The organism is Microvirga sp. GN3, assembly GCF_055792825.1.
Map to the genome: position 1 here is coordinate 19,898 of NZ_JBVVAK010000039.1, position 26,227 is coordinate 46,124.

24 protein-coding genes are annotated in these 26,227 nt (G+C 63.2%); 19 read left to right on the forward strand and 5 right to left on the reverse strand.

All coding sequences use genetic code 11. The features are described 5' to 3' along the window. Positions 1-112 precede the first annotated feature (112 nt). Both ACS5Q1_RS19400 and ACS5Q1_RS19405 read right to left on the reverse strand, forming a co-directional pair. Complete coding sequence (locus ACS5Q1_RS19400; protein WP_473099715.1) at positions 113-514, reverse strand: hypothetical protein; 402 nt, start codon at positions 512-514, stop codon at positions 113-115. A gap of 209 nt (positions 515-723) precedes the next feature. Next, positions 724-861, reverse strand: a complete 138-nt coding sequence (locus ACS5Q1_RS19405) for a hypothetical protein (RefSeq protein WP_473099716.1) — start codon at positions 859-861, stop codon at positions 724-726. 656 nt (positions 862-1,517) lie between these two features. Between ACS5Q1_RS19405 and ACS5Q1_RS19410 the strand changes: the two genes are divergently transcribed. From ACS5Q1_RS19410 to ACS5Q1_RS19425, 4 genes are all read left to right on the forward strand, one after another. Further along, entirely contained in the window at positions 1,518-1,790 is a 273-nt protein-coding gene (locus ACS5Q1_RS19410; protein ID WP_473099717.1) for a hypothetical protein, read from the forward strand. 468 nt (positions 1,791-2,258) lie between these two features. After that, a complete protein-coding gene (aspS, locus tag ACS5Q1_RS19415; RefSeq protein ID WP_473099751.1) occupies positions 2,259-4,067 on the forward strand; it encodes an aspartate--tRNA ligase in 1,809 nt (602 codons plus the stop codon). After that, the gene (locus ACS5Q1_RS19420; RefSeq protein WP_473099718.1) at positions 4,064-4,918 is read left to right on the forward strand and encodes a glycosyltransferase family 2 protein; all 855 of its coding nucleotides are present in this window, start codon (positions 4,064-4,066) and stop codon (positions 4,916-4,918) included. The genes aspS and ACS5Q1_RS19420 overlap by 4 nt, the downstream gene beginning before the upstream one ends. Positions 4,919-5,049: 131 nt before the next feature. After that, on the forward strand, positions 5,050-6,144 hold the full coding sequence (locus ACS5Q1_RS19425; protein WP_473099719.1) for an acyltransferase family protein: 1,095 nt from the start codon (positions 5,050-5,052) through the stop codon (positions 6,142-6,144). Here ACS5Q1_RS19425 and ACS5Q1_RS19430 read toward each other — a convergent pair. Continuing rightward, the gene (locus ACS5Q1_RS19430) at positions 6,116-6,736 is read right to left on the reverse strand and encodes a CatB-related O-acetyltransferase (protein ID WP_473099720.1); all 621 of its coding nucleotides are present in this window, start codon (positions 6,734-6,736) and stop codon (positions 6,116-6,118) included. The genes ACS5Q1_RS19425 and ACS5Q1_RS19430 overlap by 29 nt on opposite strands. Before the next feature lie 99 nt (positions 6,737-6,835). Here ACS5Q1_RS19430 and ACS5Q1_RS19435 point away from each other — a divergent pair, with 99 nt between their 5' ends. Then, entirely contained in the window at positions 6,836-9,139 is a 2,304-nt protein-coding gene (locus ACS5Q1_RS19435; RefSeq protein ID WP_473099721.1) for an NADP-dependent malic enzyme, read from the forward strand. A 168-nt stretch (positions 9,140-9,307) separates the two neighbouring features. Here ACS5Q1_RS19435 and ACS5Q1_RS19440 read toward each other — a convergent pair whose 3' ends face one another. Both ACS5Q1_RS19440 and erpA read right to left on the reverse strand, forming a co-directional pair. Beyond that, on the reverse strand, positions 9,308-11,167 hold the full coding sequence (locus ACS5Q1_RS19440) for a hypothetical protein (RefSeq protein WP_473099722.1): 1,860 nt from the start codon (positions 11,165-11,167) through the stop codon (positions 9,308-9,310). A gap of 83 nt (positions 11,168-11,250) precedes the next feature. Further along, positions 11,251-11,577 (reverse strand): iron-sulfur cluster insertion protein ErpA, encoded by a 327-nt coding sequence (erpA, locus tag ACS5Q1_RS19445; protein ID WP_203439916.1) that lies wholly within the window; start codon positions 11,575-11,577, stop codon positions 11,251-11,253. A gap of 180 nt (positions 11,578-11,757) precedes the next feature. Between erpA and ACS5Q1_RS19450 the strand changes: the two genes are divergently transcribed. The 14 genes from ACS5Q1_RS19450 (at position 11,758) to ACS5Q1_RS19515 (ending at position 26,223) form a co-directional block, all read left to right on the forward strand. Continuing rightward, the gene (locus ACS5Q1_RS19450; protein WP_473099723.1) at positions 11,758-12,972 is read left to right on the forward strand and encodes a deoxyguanosinetriphosphate triphosphohydrolase; all 1,215 of its coding nucleotides are present in this window, start codon (positions 11,758-11,760) and stop codon (positions 12,970-12,972) included. A 47-nt stretch (positions 12,973-13,019) separates the two neighbouring features. Next, positions 13,020-14,780 carry an arginine--tRNA ligase gene (gene argS / locus ACS5Q1_RS19455; protein WP_473099724.1) on the forward strand — a complete coding sequence of 587 codons (1,761 nt, stop codon included), beginning with the start codon at positions 13,020-13,022 and terminating at the stop codon, positions 14,778-14,780. Positions 14,781-14,887: 107 nt separating this feature from the next. Continuing rightward, on the forward strand, positions 14,888-16,303 hold the full coding sequence (locus tag ACS5Q1_RS19460) for an SPOR domain-containing protein (RefSeq protein ID WP_473099725.1): 1,416 nt from the start codon (positions 14,888-14,890) through the stop codon (positions 16,301-16,303). A 59-nt stretch (positions 16,304-16,362) separates the two neighbouring features. Then, positions 16,363-17,382 (forward strand): beta-N-acetylhexosaminidase, encoded by a 1,020-nt coding sequence (nagZ, locus tag ACS5Q1_RS19465; protein ID WP_473099726.1) that lies wholly within the window; start codon positions 16,363-16,365, stop codon positions 17,380-17,382. A 154-nt stretch (positions 17,383-17,536) separates the two neighbouring features. Then, complete coding sequence (locus ACS5Q1_RS19470) at positions 17,537-18,337, forward strand: segregation and condensation protein A (RefSeq protein ID WP_203439911.1); 801 nt, start codon at positions 17,537-17,539, stop codon at positions 18,335-18,337. A gap of 22 nt (positions 18,338-18,359) precedes the next feature. Continuing rightward, positions 18,360-19,073: an SMC-Scp complex subunit ScpB gene (gene scpB / locus ACS5Q1_RS19475; protein ID WP_473099752.1), complete on the forward strand. Its 714-nt coding sequence runs from the start codon at positions 18,360-18,362 to the stop codon at positions 19,071-19,073. Continuing rightward, positions 19,070-20,194, forward strand: a complete 1,125-nt coding sequence (locus ACS5Q1_RS19480; RefSeq protein WP_473099727.1) for an ABC transporter ATP-binding protein — start codon at positions 19,070-19,072, stop codon at positions 20,192-20,194. The genes scpB and ACS5Q1_RS19480 overlap by 4 nt, the downstream gene beginning before the upstream one ends. A gap of 57 nt (positions 20,195-20,251) precedes the next feature. Next, a complete protein-coding gene (locus tag ACS5Q1_RS19485) occupies positions 20,252-20,494 on the forward strand; it encodes a twin-arginine translocase TatA/TatE family subunit (RefSeq protein WP_473099728.1) in 243 nt (80 codons plus the stop codon). A gap of 74 nt (positions 20,495-20,568) precedes the next feature. Further along, a complete protein-coding gene (tatB, locus tag ACS5Q1_RS19490) occupies positions 20,569-21,168 on the forward strand; it encodes a Sec-independent protein translocase protein TatB (protein WP_473099729.1) in 600 nt (199 codons plus the stop codon). Further along, positions 21,165-21,968: a twin-arginine translocase subunit TatC gene (gene tatC / locus ACS5Q1_RS19495; protein ID WP_203439906.1), complete on the forward strand. Its 804-nt coding sequence runs from the start codon at positions 21,165-21,167 to the stop codon at positions 21,966-21,968. Before tatB ends, tatC begins: the two co-directional genes overlap by 4 nt. A 100-nt stretch (positions 21,969-22,068) precedes the next feature. Further along, the gene (gene serS, locus ACS5Q1_RS19500; RefSeq protein WP_473099730.1) at positions 22,069-23,430 is read left to right on the forward strand and encodes a serine--tRNA ligase; all 1,362 of its coding nucleotides are present in this window, start codon (positions 22,069-22,071) and stop codon (positions 23,428-23,430) included. A gap of 1 nt (position 23,431) precedes the next feature. Then, a complete protein-coding gene (surE, locus tag ACS5Q1_RS19505) occupies positions 23,432-24,193 on the forward strand; it encodes a 5'/3'-nucleotidase SurE (RefSeq protein WP_473099731.1) in 762 nt (253 codons plus the stop codon). Positions 24,194-24,221: 28 nt separating this feature from the next. Beyond that, positions 24,222-24,893 carry a protein-L-isoaspartate O-methyltransferase family protein gene (locus ACS5Q1_RS19510; protein ID WP_473099732.1) on the forward strand — a complete coding sequence of 224 codons (672 nt, stop codon included), beginning with the start codon at positions 24,222-24,224 and terminating at the stop codon, positions 24,891-24,893. Positions 24,894-25,191: 298 nt separating this feature from the next. Further along, positions 25,192-26,223: a M23 family metallopeptidase gene (locus ACS5Q1_RS19515; RefSeq protein ID WP_473099733.1), complete on the forward strand. Its 1,032-nt coding sequence runs from the start codon at positions 25,192-25,194 to the stop codon at positions 26,221-26,223. Positions 26,224-26,227 lie beyond the last annotated feature (4 nt).

A 26,227-nucleotide genomic window follows, 5' to 3' on the forward strand; every position in this document is an offset into this window, starting at 1 on the left:
CTCAACGCAACGAGTTATGTGACTATGTTGCAGAAAGGGCGAGGCTGCACAAGGGAAAGGGTGCGGGGAGGTTGACGCTTTGCGGTCGCAGTAGATGTTAGACTGACAGCCGTCAGAGGCCGGCCGGGACGCGCGCAAGGTGCTTCTTCCGCACCTTGGCCTGCCGCTCGGCGCGCTTCATGAGCCAGTCGAGGATGTTATGCTCGACCACCAGCCCGGTTTCCGCATCTTCCAGACGCTGGATCCGGTCGACCCGGAAGCCGCGATAGCCGTCTTCGGACAGGATATCGATCCCGCCGAGCAGCATCTTGCCGGGCCCCACCTTCAGCTCGCGCGCCAGTACCCAGCGCCGGCTCGCATGGCCGGCCTGGTCGATATAGTCAAGCTCCAGCGCGCCCTCCAGCGGATAGACGTGCCAATTGCCCTCGATCCGCTCCTCAATGGGGGCGTTCTGGACCGGCCTCAACAGGGATGTTGCAAGGGTGCTAACCATAGGCAGAATATGGGTATTCACTCTTTGTTCTACAAGGAATTTGAGGCTGCTGAAGGTAGAAAAATCAGCGAAAAATCTAGGAAAACTGGGTGTGGTGGATGCCCCCCACATCACCTCTGCTGGAATATCCGGAGGCTCTCCTGAGGAGCGAGGCCCGCCGCCATGCCGTGGCGCCATCAAGAAGTCAACCACACTGCATCCTGGAAGAGAGGCTCGCTGAAAACCTAGGGCTATTGAGACAGGCCAGCGACATCCGTGTCCAATAATCGGATCACCGCTGCAATCAGAAGTATCGTGGTGAGAATCCCACTTGCGATCACAACGAACCGGAAGACGTATTCGGTGAATTCCTCAGTCGGCAGCTTCATAAGGCCCTCTCCTGTAACTCTTCTAGAGAGGGACGCGCCAGCTGGCGCTAACCTTTGCTAGAGCTATGCCTCAGGCTCCTTCGATGGTTAACAGGCCGGAATCTTTCGCGGCCGATCCATAACGGAGAAGCTGCTGAGAGGTCAGAGTTGCCCGGCAGAACGATGAGGGAGGCGATCGGTGAATGTGTCCGGGCGCACACGAGAAAGGGGTACTCCCGGCGCGACGATTGTTCGGCTCCCGTTAAAAGGACAGAATTCCCGTCAAATCCATGACGGGTAATGCCATGCAGACCCTTTTTATCATCTCTCTTTACCTTAGTGTGACCCTGACAACCTTTATGCTGTTCGTCAGTCTGGCCAATTTCGCTGGTCCTGTTGTCGGCTTGACGATCCATTGAGTCGCTCTCTGCCGTCCTGATCCGAAAACCGCCGCGCCTTTCACATCGGGGCACCGGGACAAGGCCGGGAATGACGACCAAGCTGATGGACAAGACGACCATGTGTTCTCTATTTGTTCTTGACATCATTCCCAATCTTGGCTATATCATTGCCTAGATCTGCTCCTGGCGAGGGGCGCGCTCGCGAGGCGTCGCAGTGTGGGAGCAGGCACGGTCCCGTGAGGCTGACTCGCAATCAGCTTCGACGGGAGGCCCAGGATGCTGGGTTGGTCGTCGGGATCGGTCGCAGGCCGCCGTCGCGCAGACGGTCACCGCCTGCGGCGGTTGACTGAGCCGGCCTCGCCTGTCCGCCTCAACAAGCCGTGCGCGAAGAGGCAGTTCGGCTCTTCCCTTCACCATCAGACATCGAGCCGGGCTGCCCGTCGCGCCACCCTCGATCAACCCTCAGGCTCGCAGCGCAGACTGCGGGCCCGAAAGCGCTGGCTCTTTGACAGGCCCATCGTCACCCGCGCCCGTCATGGCCGGACGTGATCCGGCCATCCACGTCTTTGCAGCGTTGCGGTTCCAAAGGCGTGGATCCCCGGGACTGATCCCCGGATCAAGTCCGGGGACGGGGATGACGCCAGGAGAGCCCTCATCGAGAAACGTCATCCCGGACGAAGCGCAGCGAAGATCCGGGACCGCAAGACGAGTATGCACTGTCATCCCGGGGCCGCGCAGCGGAGCCCGGGATCCATTACCACAACCTTCAACCAGTTCGGCATCACGAGCGATCATGGATCCCGGCCTGCGCGGAGATGACAGCGGTGAGGTTCAGGTGCTTTGTCCTGCACGCGATCCCGGATAGCCTACGGCGTCCTGTATGGCGAGGGATGCAGCCCCGCCAGCTATGGAAATCGCCCCTGCATGGCCTCATTTCGTCCTTCCGCCTTGACTTCCCCCGCCTCCCATGGATGTTGCGCGTAAATCGAACCAGCAGGCTTTTCCATGTCCGCCTCCATGCACCGTTACCGTTCCCACACCTGCGGCGCGCTCCGCGAATCCGATGTCGGCCAGGTCGCCCGGCTTTCCGGCTGGTGCCACCGCATCCGCGACCATGGCGGCGTGCTGTTCATCGACCTGCGCGACCATTACGGCATGACGCAGTGCGTGATCGATCCGGATTCCCCTGCCTTCAGGCAGGCCGAGGCGGCCCGTTCGGAATGGGTGATCCGAGTCGACGGCAAGGTGCGCAAGCGCCCGGCCGGCACCGAGAACCCGGAGCTGCCGACTGGCCTGGTCGAGGTCTACATCACCGATATCGAGGTCTTAGGTCCTGCGGCCGAGCTGCCGATGCCGGTCTTCGGCGACCAGGATTATCCGGAGGAGACCCGTCTCACTTACCGGTACCTGGACCTGCGCCGCGAGAAGCTGCACAACAACATCATGAAGCGTGGCGCGATCATCAACTCGTTGCGCGCGCGCATGCAGAACAGCGGCTTCTTCGAGTTCACGACGCCGATCCTGACGGCCTCCTCGCCGGAGGGCGCGCGCGACTTCCTGGTGCCGTCCCGCATTCATCCCGGCAAGTTCTATGCGCTGCCGCAGGCGCCGCAGCAGTTCAAGCAGCTGATCATGATCTCCGGCTTCGACCGGTACTTCCAGATGGCTCCCTGCTTCCGCGACGAGGACCCACGCGCCGACCGTCTGCCGGGCGAGTTCTACCAGCTTGACGTTGAGATGAGCTTCGTCACCCAGGAAGACATCTTCCAGACCATGGAGCCGGTGATCCGCGACACCTTCAAGGACTTCGCGGACGGCAAGCCGGTCACCGAAATGTTCCCGCGCATCCCGTATTTCGAGTCCATGCTGAAATACGGCTCCGACAAGCCGGACCTGCGCAACCCGCTCGTCATCGCCGACGTGTCGGAGGTGTTCACCCGCGAGGACGTGACCTTCAACGCGTTCAAGAACGTGATCAAGTCCGGCGGCGTCGTGCGCGCCATTCCGGCGACGGGTGCCGCCTCGCAGCCGCGCTCGTTCTTCGACAAGCTCAACGACTGGGCCCGCACGGAAGGCGCGCCCGGCCTCGGCTATATCGTCTTCGAGGAGGAGGGCGGTCAGATCATCGGCAAAGGGCCGATTGCCAAGTTCATTCCCGAAGCCGCTCAGGCCGTCATCCGTGAGAAGGTCGGGATCAAGGTGGGTGATGCGGTGTTCTTCTCGGCTGGCGCCGAGGATAAGGCCGCTTCGCTTGCCGGCAAGGCGCGCACCCGCATCGGCGACGAACTCGGCCTCATCGACAAGGATCGCTTCGAGTTCTGCTGGATCGTTGACTTCCCGCAATATGAGTGGAACGAGGACGAGAAGAAGATCGATTTCTCGCACAACCCGTTCTCCATGGCGAACTTCGACCACGACGCCTTCATGGCGCTCGACCCGATGGGCAAGGACACGATCCTCAAGATCACGGCCTTCCAGTACGACTTGACCTGCAACGGCTATGAGATCGCTTCGGGCTCGATCCGCAATCACCGCCCCGACCGGATGGTGAAGGCCTTCGAGATCGCCGGCTACGGCGAGAAGGAGGTCATGGAGCGGTTCGGCGGCATGTATCGCGCGTTCCAGTACGGCGCACCGCCCCACGGCGGCATGGCGGCCGGCGTCGATCGCATCGTGATGCTGCTCTGCGGCGCGCATAACCTGCGCGAGATCACGCTCTTCCCGATGAACCAGAAGGCGGAAGACCTGCTGCTCGGCGCACCCTCCGAGGCGACGCCGAAGCAGTTGCGCGAGCTGCACATCCGGACGAACCTGCCGGAGAAATGAGCCGCGCTGACGTCACAGCCATCGTCGTGACCTTCGACAGTGCTCATGCGCTGCCGGAGTGTCTCGGCGCATTGCAGGCGGATGGCGTCCCGGCCCTCGTGGTCGACAACGCCTCGACGGATGGCACGGCCGCCATTGCCGAAGGGCAGGGTGCGAGGGTGATCCGCAACGCCCGCAACGAGGGCTATGGCCGCGCCAACAATATCGGGGCGCGGGCGGCCGACACCGAGTTCATCCTCGTCGTCAATCCAGACTGCATCGTCGATAAAGGCGCGGTCGCGGCACTTGTCGACGCGGCGCGGCGCTATTCGGATGCGGCGCTGTTCGCGCCGCAGATCGTCGAGCCGAGCGGGCGCGTGTTCTTCCAACCGCGCTCGCTGCTCGCGACCTCGCTCACCAATCCGAATGGCAAGCTCGTTCTCCCCGAGGGCGAAGCCTGCGCGCCGTTTTTCTCCGGCGCCTGCTTTCTCATGCGCCGCGATGTTTTCCTGAAACTCGGCGGCTTCGATGAGAACATCTTTCTGTTCTATGAAGACGACGATCTCTGCCGCCGCGTTGCGGATTCGGGTGCCGCTTTGGTCTATGTGCCGCAGGCATTGGTGCGCCACGGACGCGGCCAGTCGAGCGGCGAGAAGCCCGGCCGCATCTTCGCCTCCCGCTGGCACCAGGCCTGGTCGCGCGCCTATGTGAGCCGCAAATACGGCCTGCCGAACCCGGCGCCAGGCATGTTCGCGATCAATGCGTTGAAGGCTGTTGGCTCTGGTCTGACGTTTCAGCGCAAGCTGATCGAGCGCTACGGCGGCTCGGCAACGGGGGCATGGGCTGCGATGATGGGGCGGAAGGCGTTTTGATACGCACCGCTCAGGTCGCTTCTGCTCAGCGAGGCGCGCAATCTGGTGTTGATATTACATAATATTTCAGCGTTAATGCCTTCGCGTCCAGTACGAGAACCCGGACCTAGAAGCGAAGGTGGACCCGCGCAATGGCTTATCTGCCTTCCTTGAGAGGCATATCCGTTGATGATGCTTTGAAGCAGCCTCACAATAATTTCGCCAGTCTCCGTCTGGGACTCGCGATCGCCGTTGTGATCTCTCACGCCTTCAGCGTCACCACCGGCATCCTCACTGATGAGCCCCTGACCGTTTCCACGGGCTTCACTTTGGGCGAGCATGTCGTGAACGGCTTTTTTGCCATCTCCGGCTTTCTCGTCACCATGAGCTTCGACCGGCGCGGCTGGCGTGATTATGCCATCGCCCGGACCTTGCGCATCGCCCCGGGGCTGATCGTAGCGGTGCTCGCGGTATCGCTCCTCCTCGGTGCGGCGATGACGACACTGCCTCTTGGCGAGTACCTGCAGAGCCCGGGCCTGCGCCGCTTCATCACGGCCACACTCACGAGTTTCAAGAGCAGCATCGCGCTGCCGGGCGTGTTCGCCGACAATCCGTTTACGTTCCCGATGGGGACAGTCTGGACCCTCAAATACGAGGGCATCTGTTACGTAGGCATCTTCGTGTTCGGCCTCGTCGGGCTGCTGCGCTCCCGCATCGCAGCGCTCGCACTCGTCGCCGGGTTGGCGGTGGGTTTGGCCGGGCTCGATCTGTTGCGGCCCGATGCGCCGAAGAGCATGGAAACGGCTCTACGGCTGCCATTGATCTTCGCCTTCGGCGGTGCGCTCTATATCTGGCGCGATCACGCCCGTCTCTCGGGGTTGCTCGTCCTAATGCTGTTTCTTGCCACGTGGCTGAGCAGCGGAACGTTCCTTTACAAGACCATGCTCTTCGTCGGCTCCGCCTATGGCATCCTGTGGCTCGCCCTGTCGCCTCTGGTCACGCGCTTTGCCTATGAACCCAAGGCTGATCTGTCCTACGGCACCTATCTCTATGGCTGGCCGATTCAGCAGAGCCTGCATGTACTCTGGCCGAAAGCTGCCGCCAGCGTGCTGCTGATGCCGTCGCTTGCGATCACGCTGCTGGTTGCGGCGCTCTCTTGGTACCTGATCGAGAAGCCGGCGCTTGGTCTGAAGGCCAGGACTCTCGGGCGCCGCGTGCTCAAGACGATTGAGCCCGCAGTACCTTGACAGCGGCAATCAACTCTCGGATCCGGTCGCTCTGCAGGAGCGGGATAAGGGTCGCGATCTTTTCCCGCGGCAGGTCCCACCATTGTGCATCGAGGAGCGCCGCGATGGTCTCCTCGTCGAACCGGTAGCGGATGACCCTGGCCGGGTTGCCGCCGACGATGGCATAGGGCGGCACGTCCTTGGTCACGATGGCATGGGCCGCGATGACGGCGCCATGCCCTATGGTCACACCTGACATGATAATGGCGCCGGAGCCGAGCCAGACGTCGTGGCCGATGGTCACATCGCCACGGGAGGTGTGGTAATCCTCGCTCTTGGGCGCCCCAGGCCAGAGTTCCCGAAAGGCGGAAAACGGATAGGTCGTGCCCCAATCGGTACGGTGATTGCCGCCGAGCAGGATTTCCACTTTGTCGGCGATGGAGCCGTAGCGGCCGATAGTGAGCTTTTTCCCCGATTCAGGGAAACGCACCTTCGGCTTGCCATAGGTGAACTCGCCGATCTCGTAGCCATAGCGCTCGGCCATGCGGGCAAGATGTACGCGGGCTTGGTTGTGCGGGTTGCGCCAGTTCTTCAAACGATGTCGCAGCTTCATCGTCCGGCCCTCTGGACCAGAGAAGAACATTGACGGAAGGGGGGCAGCGCGCGCACAAGGGCCTCCGAAGCGGTTTGGTCAGTGCAAGGAGCGTCGGGGATGGGAGACAACATCTCGCAGGATCTGAAATCGGGAGCGATGTTCTACCATCAGCACCCACGCCCCGGAAAGCTCGAGATCCAGCCGACCAAGCCTCTCGGCAACCAGCGCGACCTGGCACTGGCCTATTCCCCGGGCGTTGCCGCCCCCTGCGAGGCGATTGCCGCCGACCCGGCCGAGGCCGCCAATCTCACCTCCCGCCAGAACCTGGTGGCCGTAATCTCCAACGGCACGGCGGTGCTGGGTCTCGGCGATATCGGCCCGCTCGCCTCCAAGCCCGTGATGGAGGGCAAGGCGGTTCTGTTCAAGAAGTTCTCCGGCATCGATGTGTTCGACATCGAGGTGGCCGAGAACAATGTGGACAAGCTGGTCGAGGTGATTGCAGCCCTCGAACCGACTTTCGGTGGCATCAATCTTGAGGACATCAAGGCGCCGGAATGTTTTGAGGTCGAAGAGCAGTTGAAGGCCCGCATGGGCATTCCGGTCTTCCACGACGATCAGCACGGCACTGCGATCATCGTCGGTGCTGCGGTCATGAACGCCCTGGAGCTTGCCGGCAAGCGTATCGAGGATGTGAAGATCGTCACCTCCGGCGCCGGTGCCGCAGCGCTCGCCTGCCTCAACCTCCTCGTGTCGCTCGGCGCCAAACGCGAGAACATCTGGGTCACGGATATCAAGGGCGTGGTCCATGAAGGCCGCAACGAACTCATGGACCGCTGGAAGTCGGTCTATGCGCAGGACACCGATGCGCGCACGCTTGCCGACGTCATCCCCAATGCGGACGTCTTTCTCGGCCTTTCGGCCGGCGGTGTCCTCAAGCCTGAACTGCTCGCCCAGATGGCGCCGCGACCGCTGATCATGGCGCTCGCCAATCCCTACCCGGAGATCATGCCGGAGGAGGCAGAGGCCGCACGTCCCGACGCGATGATCTGCACCGGCCGTTCGGATTATCCGAACCAGGTCAACAACGTCCTGTGCTTCCCCTACATTTTCCGCGGCGCGCTCGATGTCGGCGCAACCACCATCAACGAGGAGATGAAGGCAGCGGCCGTGAAGGCGATTGCCGGCCTTGCCCGCGAAGCCCCGTCCGAGGTGGTGGCGCGCGCCTATGGCGGCGAGGCTCATCCCTTCGGCCGCAAGTCCCTGATCCCGAGCCCGTTCGATCCGCGCCTCATCCTGCGCATTGCTCCGGCCGTGGCGAAGGCCGCGATGGATTCCGGCGTCGCGACGCGGCCGCTGGAGGATCTGGAGGCTTACGCGGAATCGCTGGGCCGCTTCGTGTTCCGCTCTGGCTTCATCATGAAGCCATTGTTCTCGCAGGCGAAGGCCGATCCGAAGCGGGTGATCTATGCCGAGGGCGAGGACGAGCGCGTGCTGCGCGCCGTGCAGGTCATCGTGGAAGAGGGCATCGCCAAGCCGATCCTGATCGGCCGTCCGAACGTGGTCGAAACGCGCATGAAGCGCTTCGGCCTGTCCATGGAGATCGGACGTCATTTCGAGCTGGTCAACCCGGAGGACGATCCGCGCTACCGCGATTACGTTGCCACCTACGTGGAGGCGGCAGGCCGCAAAGGAATTACGCCGGATGCGGCCAAGACCCTGGTACGTACCAATTCCACCGTCATCGGCGCGCTCGCGGTGAGGCGAGGGGATGCGGATGCGCTGATCTGCGGCTTGGAGGGCCGTTTCCAGTCCCGCGTCAAGCACATCAAGGATATCATCGGCCTTGCGCCCGGCGTGCACGAGATGGCGGCCCTGTCGCTCGTCATTACGTCGAAGGGTGCCTACTTCCTCGCTGACACCCATGTGCAGGTCGATCCGACGGCCGAGGAAATCGCCGACATGACGATTGCCTGCGCGAGCCACGTACGCCGTTTCGGCATGGAGCCCAAGATCGCGCTGCTCTCGCATGCGGATTTCGGCGCGGCCGACACGCGCTCCTCCATCAAGATGCGGGAAGCCCTCGCTTGCATCACCGAGCGTGCGCCGGACCTCGAAGTGGACGGCGAGATGCAGGCTGATGCGGCCCTGTCGCAGATGATCCGCGACCGGGTGAACCCTGCTTCGCGTCTGAAGGGCGAGGCCAACGTACTGATCATGCCGAACCTGGACGCGGCCAATATCGCGTTCCAGTTCACCAAGGTCCTGGCGGATTCGCTTCCCGTCGGCCCGATCCTCATCGGCCCGGCAAAGCCCGCCCATATTCTCACGCCATCGGTGACGGCGCGCGGCATCGTCAACATCACGGCCATCGCGGTCGTGGAGGCACAGGCCGCGGAAGAGGATCAGCCGACGCTGATTTGAAAGGCGGCGACAATACGGCAGCCTTCTCACCCAGTCACCCGTTCCCAAGTCATGGCCGGGCTCGTCCCGGCCATCTCGATGCGAAGGGCGTAGCGCCTCATTCAATCGGGATCACCGGCACAAGGCCGGGGATGATGACGTGAGGGGATGTTTTGCGAAAGGATAAGGTCACTCCGCCTTCGCGCTGATATTCAGCTTGTCGAGAATGGCCTTGGGATCCTGCAGCAACGCCGCTTCCGCGATGCCGAGACCCGAAGGGTCCTTGGGCGTCGCGCTTACCGTGAGCTTGCCAGGCTTGGTGATGAAACGTGAGATCGCCTGGCCCAGGGTCTGAGCCTGTTCGGAGCTGCCGATCATCGCCGGCACGACGAACGCCGCTGCCGCAGCATAAGTCCGGCGCAGCGATTCCGGCGTCGTCTTCTGCTCCTTCGCGGCCTTCGCCATGTAGCGCTCGAACAGACCCTTGTTCTCGACTGTGAGATCGAGCGCCTTTGCCTTGGCACCGAGCAGAGCGACCGTTGCAAGGGCGGTGTCGGCGTTGAACGCATCCTTGCCGACATTGCCGATGACGCCCGTGAGGGCAACATTACCCATCTCCTGACCCTGGAAGGAGACTTCGCTGAGCGCGATCTCGTTGGCTGCCTCATTCCAGGTGGCAGCAGCGAGGAAGGAGACGTCGATGTCCTTGTAGCCGAGGGCGACAAGCTCCTTGATCCCGTCGTCGGTGCTCTTCGAGGGCAGTGCCATCGTCAAGTTCTGCAGCCCAATCCGAATATTGGTCGGAATGGCGTTCACCGGCTTGTCTGCGGTGAGTTCGAAGCCTTTCAGGGCTGCCTGCACCTTTGTCGTCTTGCCATCCTCCTTCGTCATTCCATCGATGTTCAGACCCGACAGGCGTAGGGTGCCGAGTGTCGGAATGAGGCTGCGTATCGCGGTCGGATCGAGGTCATCGAGGGATTTGCCCTGAAGCGTCCTCAAGCCATCGAACGTCTGGCGAAATGAGAAGCCGGTGAGGCTCAAGCCATCGAGTTTGACGCGGTTGTCCTTGTCCGAGAACTCGAAGCCGTCCCAGCGCAACTCGGGGGATTGGGTATCCGTACCGCCGGAATAGGCAATGCGGCTGATGCGGGCCAGACCTGGAGCGTCCTTGCCCTTGATGGCCACCTCGATCCCGGATGCTTCCATCAGGCCGATCTGGAACGCATCGACGAGGTCAGCGATGGCGGGAAGAAGGCGCGCCTGATCGTCGGAGGACAGATCCGTGCGCTCGGCCATCTCGGCGAAGAGGCCCGTGGTGCCTGTCCAGGAATCCTTGGTCGGACGACCCTGAAAATCCTTACCGCCGAGGTGTGCGATCTTGAAGGTCGTGCTGGTCTCGCTATCCGCAAACTCCATGTTTTCGATAGCAAAAGCCCCGTAAATTTTGGTGAGAGGGGCTGAGGCGCTGTCGGCTTTCGTCTCGTAGAGCCGCGCGAGAGCCGGCAGATCGAGCTCGTCCACGTTTGTGCGGCCAGTGCTGATCACCAGGTTGCTTTTGGCGCCGCTCGTTTCCGTTGCGCTCGTGTCTATCGAAACCGACGCGATCCGGCCTTGGGCGACATCGTCGAACGTGGCGTTCCGATAGGTCGTGGTCTGCGTTTGCTTGCCGAATGTCTGCTTCACCCGTGCTTCAGGGATCGTGATCTTTTTCACGGTGATGCGCTTCAGGCGGCCTTCCATCGGCTCCGTCGAAGCCGAGGAAAATAGCGCTTCGATATCGGCCCGCGACGAGGAGACACTAGAAAACTCGATCCGCTTCGCCTCATAGGTCGCGGAGCCGAAGGTGAAGCTTACATTGTCCAGGCTGACGCTGTCGGCGGATTGCGCGAAAGCCGCACTCCAGAGTGGAACCCTGACCGCTCCCACGACGATACGGTGGCTGCCGTTATCGACGACGAGGTTCCGGACCACGGCAGGTTCGAAGGACAGGGCCGCGGCGCCTGCGATCAGGGCGAATGCGCAGACACCTGCGCGGTAACGAAGTCCCATAGGATCCCCCAAGCTGGCGAATCTGACGCCAGCCAATTCAGAATGGAAATGCTGGTGGGAGAATAGGACGTTACGTAACGGTTTTACAACGAGAACGAGGTGCCGCAGCCGCAGGAGGCGGTGGCGTGAGGGTTCTCGATCTTGAAAGACTGGCCGATCAGGTCGTCGACGAAATCGATGACCGAGCCATCCATGTACTGGACCGAGACCTCGTCCACGACCACGGTCGCCCCATCCTTTTCGATGATGAGATCGTCGTCCTGCCGGGTCCGGTCCACGTCGAAAGCATACTGGAATCCCGAGCAGCCGCCTCCGTTAACGCTGATTCTCAAATGGGATCCTGTCGGCTCGGCGGCCATGATCTCGTTGATGCGGCGGGCGGCGCGGTCAGTCAGGGTGATACCGGTCATGGGCACTTCCAGTCCTCAGGAGGACGTAATAGCACTTTCAGGCGAAGTGGATACCGGTTCGCCGCCGGAAAGTGCGATTCTAAGGGATGACTAGAACGGTTTGCGAGAGCAAACCGTTCTAGTCTTGCTTAGGCTGTTATGAGCAAGGTAAGTGCGCCCTGACAAGGCTTCAACCCGGGGATGATTGTGCGGCCCTTTGGCGAGAGATGGCGAGCCCCTTATGCCTGCGACCCCTGGGGGAGCCGCGGCCGGCTTTTTCCCGAGGCGGTCTCGCCCACCCGCAGCGAATTCCAGCGCGACCGGGACCGGATTATCCATTCCTCGGCCTTCCGCCGGCTCAAGCACAAGACGCAAGTGTTCGTCTATCACGAGGGCGATCACTTCCGGACCCGGCTGACCCATACCATCGAGGTGAGCCAGATCGCCCGGGCGCTCGCCCGTTCGCTCGGGCTGGACGAAGATCTGGCTGAAGCCCTGGCTCTGTCCCACGACCTCGGCCATACGCCGTTCGGCCATACGGGCGAGGACACGCTCGATGAATGTATGGCCGGGTTCGGGGGCTTCGACCATAACGCCCAAGCCTTGCGGATCGTAACCCGGCTCGAGCGGCGCTATGCGGAATATGACGGGCTCAACCTCACCTGGGAAACGCTGGAGGGGCTGGTCAAGCATAACGGTCCGCTCCTCGATGCCGAGGGGCAGCCGGCCCTGCGCTATACCGCCAGAGGCGTTCCGCTTGCGATCCTCGAATACAATGCGCAGCAGGATCTGGAACTCGCCACCCATGCCGGTGGGGAAGCGCAGGCGGCGGCGATTGCCGACGATATCGCCTACGATGCCCATGACATCGACGACGGCCTCAGGGCTGGACTGTTCCGGATCGAGGAGTTGCGCGAGGTGCCATTCCTCGCGGGGCTTCTGCGGGAGATCGATGCGCGCTATCCGAATCTCGATCTCTCCCGGCGCATCCATGAGCTGACCCGGCGCGTCATCACCCGCTTCGTCGAGGACGTGGTGGCCGAGGGGGACCGTAGGATTGCGGCCCTCGATCCGAAGAAGGCCGAGGATATCCGGCAGGCCGGCGACACCATGGTCTGCTTCTCGCAGGCCATGAAGGAGGCCGATGCCTCCATCAAGCGCTTCCTGTACGCCCGCATGTATCGTCACCCGGACGTGATGCGGGTCCGCGCCCAGGCTGACGACGTGCTGCGGGATCTGTTCAGGCGCTTCAAGGCCAAGCCTGAGCTGATGCCTGAGGAATGGCAGACCGATCTGCCGAAGGACGACGAGCCCAGGCTTGCCCGCCGCGTGGCGGATTATATCGCCGGCATGACGGACCGATATGCGATCCTTGAACACCGGCGCCTGTTTGACGTAACGCCGGACCTGCGTTAGGCGCACGATAGCATTCAGGGCCAAGGGCCCTTCAGAGACAAAGTACCATGAACATTTTCGGGCTGTTTGAGAAGCGGGTTGCGGATGCGCTTGGCCGGTTGGCCGAGGCGGGCAAGATACCATCGGGGCTGGATGTCAGCCGCGTTGTGGTCGAGCCGCCGCGTGATCCCTCCCACGGCGACCTCGCCACGAACGCCGCCATGGTGCTGGCCAAGGAAGCGCGCATGAACCCGCGCGCTCTGGCCGAGCTTCTCGTTGCCGATCTCCAGGATGATCCGCGGGTCACCAAGGTCGAGATCGCCGGCCCCGGCTTCATCAACATCCGGCTCGCGCCTTCGGTCCTGCACGAGGTTCTGCGCGCGGCTCTCGTCGATACCAACGGCTTCGGTCGGAGCGGGCAGGGCGCGGGCTCGCCAATCAATGTCGAGTATGTCTCGGCCAATCCGACCGGGCCGATGCATGTGGGCCATTGCCGCGGCGCGGTCTTTGGCGATGCCCTCGCCGGGCTGCTCGATTTCGCCGGCTACAAGGTCACCCGCGAATACTACATCAACGATGCCGGTGCGCAGGTCGATGTCCTCGCCCGCTCGGCCTATCTCCGCTACAAGGAGGCCCTGGGCCACGACATCGGCGAGATCCCGGAAGGGCTCTATCCCGGCGACTATTTGAAGCCCGTCGGCGAGCGTCTGGCGAAGGAATATGGTCCGGCCCTGCTCGACAAATCGGAAACCGAGTGGCTGCCGCTCGTCCGCGAGGCTTCCATCAACGCCATGATGGACATGATCCGCGACGATCTCGCGGCGCTCAACATCCATCACGACGTGTTCTTCTCGGAACGGTCCCTGCAGCTTGGCCCGGTCGATCAGGTGAAAGAACTCATCACGGAGCTTCGCGGTCGCGATCTCGTCTATATGGGCCGCCTGCCACCCCCCAAGGGCCAGAAGGACGAGGATTGGGAGGACCGGGAGCAGCTTCTCTTCCGCGCCACTGCTTTCGGTGACGAGGTGGATCGTCCGCTGCTGAAATCGGACGAGTCCTACACCTATTTCGCCTCCGACATCGCCTATCACCGCTCCAAGTTCGAGCGTGGCTTTGCCTCCATGATCGACGTGTGGGGCGCTGACCATGGCGGCTACGTAAAGCGCATGCAGGCCGCCGTGAAAGCTGTTTCGGACAGCAAGGCGGATCTCGACGTGAAGCTCTGCCAACTTGTGAAGCTCCTGCGCGGCGGCGAGCCGGTGAAGATGTCCAAGCGCTCGGGCGACTTCGTGACCCTGCGCGAAGTGGTCGACGAGGTCGGTCGGGATGCTGCCCGCTTCATGATGATCTTCCGTAAGAACGATGCGACGCTCGATTTCGACCTCGCGAAGGTGGTCGAGCAGTCCAAGGACAACCCGGTCTTCTACGTCCAGTACGCCCATGCCCGCTCGGCCTCGGTGTTCCGGCAGGCAGCGGAAGCCTTCCCGGGTGCCGACTTCTCGGCAACGCAGCTTGAGAAAGCCGATCTTTCGATCCTGAATGACGAAGCGGAAATGGATATTATCCATCGCATCGCTCAGTTTCCCAGGATGATCGAGGCTGCGGCGGAAGCTCATGAGCCTCACCGGGTCGCGTTTTACCTTTACGATCTGGCGAGCGCCTTCCATAGTTTATGGAATAAGGGCAAAGACTTGCCGCAATTACGCTTTGTTAATCTAACTGATAAAGATTCAACACAAGCGAGACTCGCTCTCGTGCATGCCCTGAAGGGCGTGCTCGCATCTGGTCTCGCAATCCTGGGCGTCACGGCACCCGACGAAATGCGATAGTGTTTCTTGAGGCGAATCAATCGCTTACGAAGCACTCGCGTCGGGTTCTGTCACGTCGTGCCGGCGGAGCAGCGGGTGCTCCTGTCGCGTAACTGGAGATCCGGCGCATGAGCGAATCAGTGAAGCCCCGTTTTGCCATCGACTTCAACGACATCGAGCGGCAACTCGCCCAGGCGGGCACCCCTCAGACCCAGCCGGCCTCTGCCGGGCGGAGTGATCCGCTCGCGGAATTGGCCCGGATCGTGGGACAAGACGATCCATTTCAAGCCATTCTGGCCAATGACGGCACCAATCGTCCGCGCCAGCAGGGCTCGTCCATCGACGACCTTTTCGCTGTCCGCGACACCATGCCGCAAGCCCCCCGTGAGGCGCCGGTCCGCGCCCCGCAGGCTGGCCAAGCGGCTCCTTCTTACGATCTTGGCAGCTACCCGCAGAGCAATGTCCGTGGCGCCGAGCCTGCCTACGCGCACCAGCAAGCTCATCAGGATCACGACGCCTACGGCAATGAAGCCTATGCTCAGGATTACTATGCCGATCAGGCGGCCAACTACGCCGACCAGGACTATGATCAGTCCCAGGACTACGCACCCGTTAAGAAGGGTCGCTCCCGCAAGGGTATGATCGCGATCGCCGCCGTCGGCGCCGTCGTGCTTGGCGGTGGCGGAGCCTATCTGATGTCCGGCTCTTCGGCTGTCACGGGCGGCGAGCCCCCTCTTGTGAAAGCGAACAACGAGCCGACCAAGGTACAGCCGCGGAATCCGGGTGGGGTCGAGATCCCGAACCAGAACAAGCAGATCTACGAACGCGCCAACCCGACCACGGCGACCAAGGTCGTGAACCGCGAGGAGCAGCCGGTCGACGTGCAGCAGGCCGTGCGCATGAATGGCAACGCCGTTGCCGACGCTACCGGCGGCACGATTCCCGGCGGTGCGGTCAAGCCGCATCAGACCGCCAGCCTGAATCTCGGCGAGCCGAAGAAGGTCCGCACCGTCACGATCCGCCCAGACGGCACCGTCGCTGGCGCCGAGCCGTCGGCCGCTCAGCCCGTGGCTCCTGCGGCAATGGCCCTGCCGCCCCAAGCTCAGCCTGCAACCCCTGCTCCTATTCAGGTTGCATCGGCCCAGCCCCGGCCGGCCGCGAGCACCCCCGTGGCGGCTCCGTCCACGCCTGCTCCGACTCCGAAGCCCGCTCCGGCGGCTTCCACGCCAGCCACGACGCCGGCTCCGCAGCAGGTCGCTTCGGTTCAGCCCGTCGCCCCGGCGGCCGCAGAGACGACCCCGACCGGCGGCTTCGCCGTGCAACTCGGTCTCGCCAATTCCGAGGCCGGCGCTCAGACCGCCTTCGCATCGTTCCAGCGCAAATATCCCGATCTCGGGGGAATGCCCTCGATGATCCGCAAGGCCGAGGTGAACGGCAACACGATCTATCGCGTGCGCGTCGGACCTCTGTCCAAAGAGGAGGCTTCCTCCCTCTGCTCCAAGCTGCAGGGGCAGGGTGGACAGTGCTTTGTCGCCAAGAACTGATCCGAGCGTAGCGGCTCAGAATTCTTGACCCTGCCGAGCAGGGGACTTAAGGCGCGGGTATGAAAACCCGCGCCTTTATTGCTGGATGCTCCGGCACCGAGCTCACTCCCGACGAGGTTGCCTTCTTCAAGGAGGCGGATCCCTGGGGCTTCATCCTGTTTCGCCGCAACGTGGAGAGCCCTGAGCAGGTGAGGGTGCTCTGTGCCTCCTTGCGGGATGCGGTCGGACGGACCGATGCGCCGATCCTGATCGATCAGGAGGGCGGCCGGGTCCAGCGCATGGGGCCGCCGCATTGGCCGAAATACCCCTCCGGCCGCACTTATGGCCTTCTGCATGCCAACGACCCGCTCGTTCAGCGCGAGATCACCCGCCTCGGAGCGCGGCTGATTGCCCATGACCTACGTGCGGTCGGGATCACCGTGGATTGTCTCCCTGTGCTCGACGTGCCGTCGCCGGGCGCCCACGACGTGATCGGCGATCGGGCCTATGGCAAGACGCCGAACCAGGTTGCGGTCCTGGGACGCGCCGCCGCCGAGGGCCTTCTGGCCGGTGGCGTGCTCCCTGTGATCAAACACATGCCAGGCCATGGCCGGGCAGGCGCCGACAGCCATCTGGCGCTGCCGGTGGTCGAGGCTTCCCGTGAAGAACTGGAGAGGCACGATTTCGCGCCCTTCCGGATGCTCAGCGACATGCCCCTCGCGATGACAGCCCATGTGGTCTACACGGCGCTCGATCCCGATCGGCCCGCGACGACCTCCCGCATCATCATGGAGGAGATCATCCGCGGCCATATCGGCTATGACGGGCTGGTGATGACCGACGATCTGTCCATGCATGCCCTTTCGGGCACGTTCCGTGACCGGACCGAGGCCGCCTTCGCGGCCGGGTGCGACATGGCCCTTCATTGCAACGGCACCATGGAGGAGATGAGTGCCGTCGCCGAGGCCGCCCCCATTCTGAGCGGCGAAGCCTTGCGCCGCGCTAACGCTGCGTTAGCTCGCATCACCCATGATCCGGAGCCTCTGGATCCTGTGGATGCCCGGGCCAGGCTCGATTCTGCTCTTGCGATGATCGCCTAAAGCTAATGAAGCTCTTAGCGCATCGTACAGAAAAGTGGGTCCGGTTTTCGGCGCCGGACGATGCGCTCTTCAAGAAGAAGAGCATCGGATGGAACCCAAAAGTGGTGATCACTTTTGGGTCCGATGCTCGAACCCCATGAGTTGAGTACGGTCGATGGCAAAGCCCTTACCCTTCGAGGATGTCGAACGCACGGAGCGAGGCGAAAGCGAGCCCGCCCTGCTCGTCGACGTGGACGGTTTCGAAGGGCCGCTCGACCTCCTGCTGGAACTCGCCCGCCGCCAGAAGGTGGATCTCCACCGCATCTCGATCCTGGCGCTGGCCGAGCAATACATCGCCTTCATCGAGGAGGCGCGCCGCATGCGCCTGGAACTGGCGGCGGATTATCTCGTGATGGCGGCCTGGCTCGCCTATCTCAAGTCACGCCTCCTGCTGCCCGAACCGCCGAAGGGCGAGGAGCCGAGTGCCGAGGATCTCGCCTCCGCCCTGGCCCTGCGCCTGCGCCGCCTGGAGGCGATCCGCGAGGCGGCCAAGAAGATGGGCGAGCGGGCCTGGCTCGGTCGCGACGTCTTCGCCCGCGGGGCGCCGGAGCCCGTCATCATCAACCGGGATTCCCGTTACGAGGCGAGCCTCTACGATCTCCTCAAGGCCTATGCCCAGCAGCGGCAGATCCAGTTCAATTCCAAGGTGTCTCTGCACAAGCGGAATGTCTGGTCGCTGGTCGATGCGCGGGAGGCCCTGGAGCGGCTTGTCGGTCACCTGAGCGATTGGGTGACCCTCGACGCCTATCTCGTGGAATACATGGTCGAGCCTGCCATGCGCCCGACCATTCTGGCCTCGGCCCTGTCCGCCACCCTGGAAATGGTGCGCGAAGGCAAGCTCACGATCCGGCAGGACGAGGCCTTCGCTCCGGTCTGGGTCAAGCCCGTCGCAGACCCGGTCGAAGCAGGAGTTTAAGGTGCTGCCCGACATGCCCGACATGCACGAAGATGAAGATACGGTCGATACGCCGGAAGCCGATGAATCCGAGGTCAGCCACGTTCCCGATCATGGCGAGGCCATGCGCATCGCCGAAGCGTTGCTGTTCGCCGCCGCCATGCCTCTGAGCATCGAAGAACTGACCGGCCGTCTGCCGGAAGGTGCTGATGTGGCAAAGATCCTGCAGGATCTGACCGAGCTTTATGCGCCCCGCGGCGTCAATCTCGTCCGGGTTGCCGGCAAATGGACCTTCCGGACGGCTAGCGACCTGTCTTTCGTGCTCGCCCGCGACGTGGTCGAGCAGCGCAGGCTCTCCCGCGCTGCCATGGAGACCCTGGCGATCATTGCCTATCACCAGCCGGTCACCCGCGCCGAGATCGAAGAGATCCGCGGTGTCGCCACCTCGAAAGGCACCATCGATACGCTCCTGGAGACGGGCTGGATCCGCCTGAGAGGCCGCCGGAAGGCTCCGGGCCGTCCGGTCACTTACGGCACGACGCCAGGCTTCCTGGAGCATTTCGGCCTCGATGCCATCGAGGATCTGCCGGGTCTTGAGGAGCTTAAGGGCGCCGGATTTATCGAAGGCCGCGTTCCTTCCGACTTCTCGGTGCCGGTTCCCTCCGATGCGGATGCCCTGCGCGAGGACGAAGATCCTCTCGAGGACGATCCGCTTCAGCCTCTGGACATGCACCAGACCGAGGCAGGCCAGGAATGATTGCAAGGCCCGTCGGGTCCGCGCGCGACCGGTTTCGTCTGCCCCGCTGGGGGCAGCGCGGCACGGCGGGCGCCTCGATCCCGGCCCAGCTCACCTTCGAGAACATCGTCCAGGCCTATGACAGCCAGCGGGCGCTCGACGATGTCTCGCTCACCGTCGAACCGGGGGAGATCGTCTGCCTGCTCGGCCATTCCGGCTGTGGAAAGACCACCCTGCTGCGCATCGCCGCGGGAGTCGAGGCACCGACCTCGGGCCGGGTGCTCATGGACGGCCGGGAGGTGAGTGGGCCACGGACACTCCTGGAACCAGAGCGGCGCGGCATCGGGCTGATGTTTCAGGATTATGCCCTGTTCCCGCACATGACGATCCAGCAGAACATCATGTTCGGCCTCAAGGATCTTTCGGCCTCCGAGGCCGGCATCGCCGCGCGCCGTGCCCTGTCCCGCGTCGGGCTTGAGCATTACGCCAACGAATATCCTCACACCCTGTCCGGCGGCGAGCAGCAGCGCGTGGCACTGGCGCGCTCGATCGCGCCGCGGCCTGGGGTTCTGCTCATGGACGAGCCATTCTCGAACCTCGACCGGCGCATGCGCGATGCCATTCGGGACGAGACCGTCGCAATCCTGAGAGAAACCGGCGCTACGACCATCGTCGTGACCCACGATCCCGAGGAGGCGATGCGGATCGCCGACCGGATCGTGCTCATGCGCGCCGGCGCGATCATTCAGCAGGGCGAGGCCGAGGAGATTTATCGCCGCCCGGCGAACCTGTTCGCGGCCCGCTTCTTCTGCGACTTCAATGAGATTGAGGGCGTGGTCCGCAACGGTCAGGTTTCCTGTCCCGTGGGCGTGTTTCCGGCGCCGCATCTGGAGGATGGCCCCGCCATCGTCTGCGTGCGGCCGCAAGGGCTCAAGCTCAAGCCTGCCGGTTTCTGCCTGCCGGGACGTGTGGTGTCTCGTCGCTTTCTCGGCGAGGTCGATCTCGTGCACATTGACGTGCAGGGGGTGGACCGCCCTCTCCAGGCCCGCGTTCACGATCCTGTCGGCGTGAACGAGGGACAGGATGTGGGCATCGAGATCGATACGAAGGATGTCCTTGTTTTCGCCGCCTCCGACGCATAGGTTGGCGACAAGTTCATATTGGGAAATCGCGCCTCTTCAGGCGCAGGAGGAATTGCCATGGGTGGCACGAGTATTTGGCACTGGATCGTCGTGGGTCTGATCGTCGTCCTTCTGTTCGGACGCGGCAAGATCTCCGACATGATGGGCGATGTCGCGAAGGGCATCAAAGCCTTCAAGAAGGGCATGTCCGAGGACGATACCCCGGCAAAGCCGGCTCAGCCGTCCGAGCCGGTCCGCACCATCGACCATCAGGCCAGCGCTCCGACGAGCACTGCGACGACGGACCACAAGGTCGGTTAAGCTTCGTGCGCCGTCGCTTCATAGCGGCGTGTCAGTACGCGTGAGTACCTAAGGGGCAGGTTCGAGGCCACGTCATGTTGGACATGAGCTGGGGTGAGATCATGGTGATCGGCGCCGTCGCGCTGATCGTGATCGGCCCGAAGGATCTGCCGAAGGCGCTGCGGACGGTCGGGCAAATGACGAGCAAGCTTCGCCGCATGGCGGCGGAGTTTCAGGGCCAGTTCAACGAGGCCATGCGGGAAGCCGAGCTCGACGAGGTCAAGAAGCAGCTCCAGGGCGTGAATGATTCCGTCTCGTCGGCGACCAATACGAGCTTCAACCCGATCCAGACGATCCGCGACGAGTTGAAGACTTCGATCGAGGCGCCTGTGTCGGCTCCTCCCGAGAAGGCCCCTGAGACCGAGACCGTGCAGGAGGTCGCTCCGGTGACGACCGATCAATCGTCACCCGATCCGGAAACGCCTGCTCAAATCACCTCCGATGCCTCGGTTCAGGCAGTCGTGGAAGGGCGGGCACCGGTTCCCGCCGATCCGTTGATCGATCTGCCGCCTCCGCCCACGGTCGATCCCGCCAAGGAGATCGCCGAATCCTTGCGGCGCGAAGCCGAGTACGAGGCCCAGCAGGCGGCCCTTGCCGAACAACTTTCAGAAAAATCGGACGCGAAAGCCGGATGACCACCGCCATTGAAGAGGATGAGGTCGAAGCTTCGCGCGCGCCTCTGATCGAGCATCTGACCGAGTTGCGCTCGCGCCTGATCAAGGCGCTGGTTGCGTTCGTGGCCATGTTTTTCATCTGCTTTGCAGGCGCGAAATACATCTACAATGCGCTCGTCTGGCCCTACGTCCTCGCTGTCGGCTCGCCGGACAGGGCGCATCTCGTTTATACCCACGGCCTCGAGTATCTGTTCACGCAGATCCAGGTCGCGGCTTTCGGCGCAGGCTTCCTGGCTTTCCCGATCATCGCCATTCAGATCTACAAGTTCGTGGCGCCGGGCCTCTACAAGAACGAGCGCCGGGCCTTCGTGCCGTACCTCGTCGCCACGCCGGTCCTGTTCGTCATCGGTGCGGCCTGCGTCTATTTCATCGCCATGCCGCTGCTCATGCGCTTCTCCGTGGGCATGCAGCAACTGGCGACGGATACGAGCCCTGCCATCGAGTTCCTGCCCAAGGTCAGCGAGTATCTGTCGCTGATCATGACCCTGATCTTCGCCTTCGGCATCTGCTTCCAGCTGCCCGTCGTCCTGACCCTTCTCGCCCGGGCCGGGATCATCGATTCGCAGTTCCTGAAGGACAAGCGTCGCTACGCCATCGTCGTCGTCTTCGTGATCGCGGCCGTTCTCACCCCGCCGGACGTGATCAGCCAGTTCGCCCTTGCGGTCCCCACCTTGCTTCTTTACGAGGCATCCATCTTCTCCGTCCGCATGGTCGAGAAGAAGCGTGCGGAAGCCGAGGCCGCGCGCGCGGCAGAGGGATAGGCCTCGAAAGGCCTCTCCATCGACCGCCATCCTCGGCAAGAGTTGAAGGGGCGGTCTTGTCGAAAGGGCAGGGCCGCTTGACGAAGCAGGTCCTCATCCCATGCACGATATCCGTTCCATCCGCGAGAATCCCGCGGCTTTCGATCAAGGCCTCCGGAACCGGGGCATGGAGCCCCTGTCCGCGCACCTGACTTCCCTCGATGACAAGCGCAAGAGCGCCATCTCCGCCCTGCAGGCCGCAACCGAGCGCCGCAACGCGATGTCCAAGGAGATCGGCCAGGCGAAAGCCAAGAAGGACGAGGCGCGGGCCCAGGAGTTGATGGCCGAAGTGGCCCGGATCAAGGAGACGATGCCGGAGCTGGAAGAGGCCGAACGGAGTGCCGAGAAGGCGCTGTTCGATGCGCTTGCGGCGATCCCGAACATTCCCAAGGACGATGTGCCGGTCGGAGCCGACGAGCACGGCAACGTGGAGCGTCACCGCTTCGGCACGCCGCGCACGCTTAACAGTGCCAAGCAGCATTTCGAACTCGGCGAAGCTCTTGATCTCATGGATTTCGAGACGGCGGCAAAACTCTCCGGCTCGCGCTTCGTCGTGCTGAAAGGCGGCCTGGCTCGTCTTGAGCGCGCGCTCGGGCAGTTCATGATCGACCTGCACGTCAACGAGCATGGCTACACGGAAGTGAACCCGCCGCTGCTGGTGCGCGACGATGCCATGTTTGGCACGGCACAACTGCCGAAGTTCGAGGATGATCAGTTCTGGGCGTTCCCCGGCAACTCGCTCGAGCAGGTCGTCGCTGCGGCTCTCGAAGGTCAGACGCGCGACGCAATCGCCAAGATGATCAAGGACACCCGTTATGGCATGATCCCGACGGCGGAAGTGACGCTCACCAATCTCGTGCGCGAGCAGATCCTCTCCGAGGAGGAACTGCCCCTGCGTTTCACGGCGCTCACGCCGAGCTTCCGCGCGGAGGCCGGTTCCGCGGGCCGCGACACGCGCGGCATGATCCGTCAGCACCAGTTCGTGAAATGCGAGCTCGTCTCGATCACGACGCCGGAGACCTCGGCCGACGAGCACGAACGCATGCTTAACAGCGCCGAGAACGTGCTCAAGAAACTTGAGTTGCCGTTCCGCACCATGACGCTCTGCACCGGCGACATGGGCTTCTCCTCGACCAAGACCTACGACATCGAGGTGTGGCTGCCGGGGCAGGGGATGTATCGCGAGATTTCGAGCTGCTCGGTCTGCTCTGATTTCCAGGCCCGCCGCATGAATGCGCGCTATCGCGCTGCGGGCGAGAAGCAGCCGCGTTTCGTGCACACGCTCAACGGCTCGGGCCTTGCGGTCGGCCGCACGCTCGTGGCCGTTCTGGAGAACTACCAGAACGAGGACGGCAGCGTCACAATCCCGTCGGCGCTCCAGCCCTATATGGGCGGGATGACACGCATCGAACGTCAGGTCTGACATGCGCATTCTCTGCACCAATGACGATGGCATTCATGCTCCAGGGTTGAAGACCCTGGAGTCCATTGCCCGTGCTCTGTCTGACGATGTGTGGGTGGTAGCGCCGGAGACCGATCAGAGCGGCGTTGCGCACTCGCTGTCTCTCAACGACCCACTGCGCCTGCGCGAAATCTCCAATCGGCATTTTGCCGTGAAGGGCACGCCGACCGATTGCGTGATCATGGGCGTGCGTCACCTCATGCAGGACGCCAAGCCCGATCTCGTTCTCTCCGGCGTCAACCGCGGGCAGAACGTGGCGGAGGATGTGACCTATTCCGGCACGGTGGCGGGCGCCATCGAAGGCACGATTTTGGGGATTCCTTCCATCGCGCTCTCGCAGGCCTATGGCCCGGGCACGCGCAATGCGCCGCGCTGGCAATGCGCCGAGCATCATGGCCCCAAGGTCGTGCGCAAGATTCTCGAGGCAGGTGTCGACAAGGGCATCCTCGTCAACGTGAACTTTCCGGATTGCGAGCCGGAGGAAGTCGAGGGCACGGCTCTCGTCAATCAGGGTCAGCGCACGCAGGAGCTTCTGCGCCTCGACGAGCGCCGGGACGGGCGCGGCAATCCTTACTTCTGGATCGCTTTTGAGCGTCGCCCCTTCACGCCCGGCAACGGCACGGATCTCTGGGCCATCGCCAACCGGCGCATTGCCGTCACACCGCTTCGCATCGACATGACGGACGAGCCGACGCTGACGCGTTACGCGCAGGCCTTCGGCTGATGAAAGTGCGGGCACGATGAACCAGGACATGCCTTTCCTGCCTGAAGCGGAAGCCCGCGACGAGCAGGAGGCGATCGGTGCTGCGTCCTTCGTCCTGTCCCTGCGCGCCAAAGGCATCCGCGACACGGCTCTCCTTCGCGCCATGGAACTCGTGCCGCGCGAGGTTTTTGCGCCGCGCCGCTTCACCGATCTCGCCCGTACCGATGTCGCCCTGCCGCTGCCCTGCGGTCAGACCATGACGGGACCTGCCACGGTCGCGGCCATGCTGCTTGCCCTCGGCGTGCAATCCGGCCAACGCGTCCTCGAGGTCGGCACCGGCAGCGGGTATGTGACGGCGCTTCTGGCACGGCTCGGCGCCGAGGTGACGAGCGTCGAGCGCTTCAACACGCTCGCGGAAAGCGCGGCGCAGCATCTCAAGATCGTGGAGGCCGGCAAAGTCCGCCTGGAGGTGGGCGACGGTCTTGCCGTTCGCGTGCGCGACCGCTTCGATCGCATTTTGCTCAATGGAGCCCGTCCAGAGATCCCGGAGGCGGTGATATCGCTCCTCGGGCCAGGTAGCCGTTTGATCGGGGCACTCACAATCGAGGGCGTGCCTCACCTCGTGCGGATCGAACGCAACGCCGACGGTGAGTTGGCGCAATTGGTCGGCGCGCCCTTGCGCATTTCGCCTCTCGTCACCGGCTTCGCGGCAACTCTCTAGCGCATCGTGCGAAAAAGTGGATCCCGGTTATTCGCTGACGCGGCCCTTCGGGTCGCGCCGAAGATGCGCCAGCTAGAGAATGAGCATCGGACCCAAAAGTGGAATTCCACTTTTGGGTCCGATGCTCTGACCGGATCGAAAAATTTTCGGACAAGGTTACGACAATCTGCCTAGCGTCAACCGTTGCTTAACCTGAACAGGCTTTTAATGGCTCCATCGAGTTGCGTTCGGTTGGGGTTGAGTGATGCGGTTGCGTGTGTGTTCTGGGCATTGGGTTGCGGTGTCGCGGATCGCTCTGGTGGGTTTGATCGGCAGTGCGGCGGCGGCCTGCAGTACTGATAGCGCGAGGTTCGCCGAGAACCCGTTCTCCAATCCCTTCGCTACCAGCGAGCGCATGGATACGACCGCCTCGGCCCCGTCGCAGCCCCAAAGCTACCCGTCCTATTCCGCGGCTCCGATGCCGACACCTTCGGTTCAGGCACAAGCTCTGCCCCCCGTGCAGTCCCAGCCGCTGTCGCAGCCTGCTCGCATCGCCTCCGCTCCCACTCCGATTCAGCCGCGCCCCATGCCGGTTGCTCAATCGGTTGCCGCGCAGCCGGCCACCCAGCCGAAGTTCCGTCTCGTCGATACCTCGAAAGTGCCTGCCGCCACCACGCCGGTTGCCGCCGCCGAGCCGGCCAAGCGCGTTCGTCCCGGCATGACTGCGACGGCGCAGGCTCCGGTCTCTCCGGCTCCCGCCAAGTCCGCTCCGATGCAGGTCGCCTCGGCGACGAACGAGCCGCTGGTCTCTGCGCCCAAGCCTCTGGTGTCCGCGCCGAAGCCTGTCGTCGAGCAGCCCAAGGTGGCCGCTCTCACCCAGCCTGAGCCCGTGAAGCCTGCAGCGGCTGTTCAGCCGGTTGGTCCGGTTCCGCAGGAGGCCGCGAAGGCTCCCGTGCAGGAGCCCGAGCAGACCGCCAGCGTCGCTGGCGACTTCCGCTGGCCGGCCCGTGGCCGTGTCATTGCCGGTTTTGGCGCCAATGGCGGCAACGAGGGCATCAACATCGCCGTCCCCGAAGGTACGCCGGTCAAGGCTGCCGAGGCCGGCACCGTGACCTACGCGGGCAGCGAGGTGAAGGGCTACGGCAATCTCGTCCTGATCAAACACGAGAACGGCTTCGTCTCGGCTTATGCCCATAACGGCTCGCTCAGTGTGAAGCGCGGCGAGCAGGTGAAGCGCGGTCAGGTGATCGCGACCTCCGGCCAGACCGGCAACGTGACCTCGCCGCAGCTGCACTTCGAGATCCGCAAGGGTGCGCAGCCCGTCGATCCGCTGAAGCATCTCGGCGGCTGATCAA

What these genes read in the sequence shown, in the direction of transcription:
- ACS5Q1_RS19405 (WP_473099716.1), bottom strand. Translation starts at nt 861, where the DNA reads ATGAAGCTGCCGACTGAGGAATTCACCGAATACGTCTTCCGGTTCGTT.
- ACS5Q1_RS19410 (WP_473099717.1), top strand. Translation starts at nt 1,518, where the DNA reads ATGCTGGGTTGGTCGTCGGGATCGGTCGCAGGCCGCCGTCGCGCAGAC.
- aspS (WP_473099751.1), top strand. Translation starts at nt 2,259, where the DNA reads ATGCACCGTTACCGTTCCCACACCTGCGGCGCGCTCCGCGAATCCGAT.
- ACS5Q1_RS19420 (WP_473099718.1), top strand. Translation starts at nt 4,064, where the DNA reads ATGAGCCGCGCTGACGTCACAGCCATCGTCGTGACCTTCGACAGTGCT.
- ACS5Q1_RS19425 (WP_473099719.1), top strand. Translation starts at nt 5,050, where the DNA reads ATGGCTTATCTGCCTTCCTTGAGAGGCATATCCGTTGATGATGCTTTG.
- ACS5Q1_RS19430 (WP_473099720.1), bottom strand. Translation starts at nt 6,736, where the DNA reads ATGAAGCTGCGACATCGTTTGAAGAACTGGCGCAACCCGCACAACCAA.
- ACS5Q1_RS19435 (WP_473099721.1), top strand. Translation starts at nt 6,836, where the DNA reads ATGGGAGACAACATCTCGCAGGATCTGAAATCGGGAGCGATGTTCTAC.
- ACS5Q1_RS19440 (WP_473099722.1), bottom strand. Translation starts at nt 11,167, where the DNA reads ATGGGACTTCGTTACCGCGCAGGTGTCTGCGCATTCGCCCTGATCGCA.
- erpA (WP_203439916.1), bottom strand. Translation starts at nt 11,577, where the DNA reads ATGACCGGTATCACCCTGACTGACCGCGCCGCCCGCCGCATCAACGAG.
- ACS5Q1_RS19450 (WP_473099723.1), top strand. Translation starts at nt 11,758, where the DNA reads ATGATTGTGCGGCCCTTTGGCGAGAGATGGCGAGCCCCTTATGCCTGC.
- argS (WP_473099724.1), top strand. Translation starts at nt 13,020, where the DNA reads ATGAACATTTTCGGGCTGTTTGAGAAGCGGGTTGCGGATGCGCTTGGC.
- ACS5Q1_RS19460 (WP_473099725.1), top strand. Translation starts at nt 14,888, where the DNA reads ATGAGCGAATCAGTGAAGCCCCGTTTTGCCATCGACTTCAACGACATC.
- nagZ (WP_473099726.1), top strand. Translation starts at nt 16,363, where the DNA reads ATGAAAACCCGCGCCTTTATTGCTGGATGCTCCGGCACCGAGCTCACT.
- ACS5Q1_RS19470 (WP_203439911.1), top strand. Translation starts at nt 17,537, where the DNA reads ATGGCAAAGCCCTTACCCTTCGAGGATGTCGAACGCACGGAGCGAGGC.
- scpB (WP_473099752.1), top strand. Translation starts at nt 18,360, where the DNA reads ATGCACGAAGATGAAGATACGGTCGATACGCCGGAAGCCGATGAATCC.
- ACS5Q1_RS19480 (WP_473099727.1), top strand. Translation starts at nt 19,070, where the DNA reads ATGATTGCAAGGCCCGTCGGGTCCGCGCGCGACCGGTTTCGTCTGCCC.
- ACS5Q1_RS19485 (WP_473099728.1), top strand. Translation starts at nt 20,252, where the DNA reads ATGGGTGGCACGAGTATTTGGCACTGGATCGTCGTGGGTCTGATCGTC.
- tatB (WP_473099729.1), top strand. Translation starts at nt 20,569, where the DNA reads ATGTTGGACATGAGCTGGGGTGAGATCATGGTGATCGGCGCCGTCGCG.
- tatC (WP_203439906.1), top strand. Translation starts at nt 21,165, where the DNA reads ATGACCACCGCCATTGAAGAGGATGAGGTCGAAGCTTCGCGCGCGCCT.
- serS (WP_473099730.1), top strand. Translation starts at nt 22,069, where the DNA reads ATGCACGATATCCGTTCCATCCGCGAGAATCCCGCGGCTTTCGATCAA.
- surE (WP_473099731.1), top strand. Translation starts at nt 23,432, where the DNA reads ATGCGCATTCTCTGCACCAATGACGATGGCATTCATGCTCCAGGGTTG.
- ACS5Q1_RS19510 (WP_473099732.1), top strand. Translation starts at nt 24,222, where the DNA reads ATGCCTTTCCTGCCTGAAGCGGAAGCCCGCGACGAGCAGGAGGCGATC.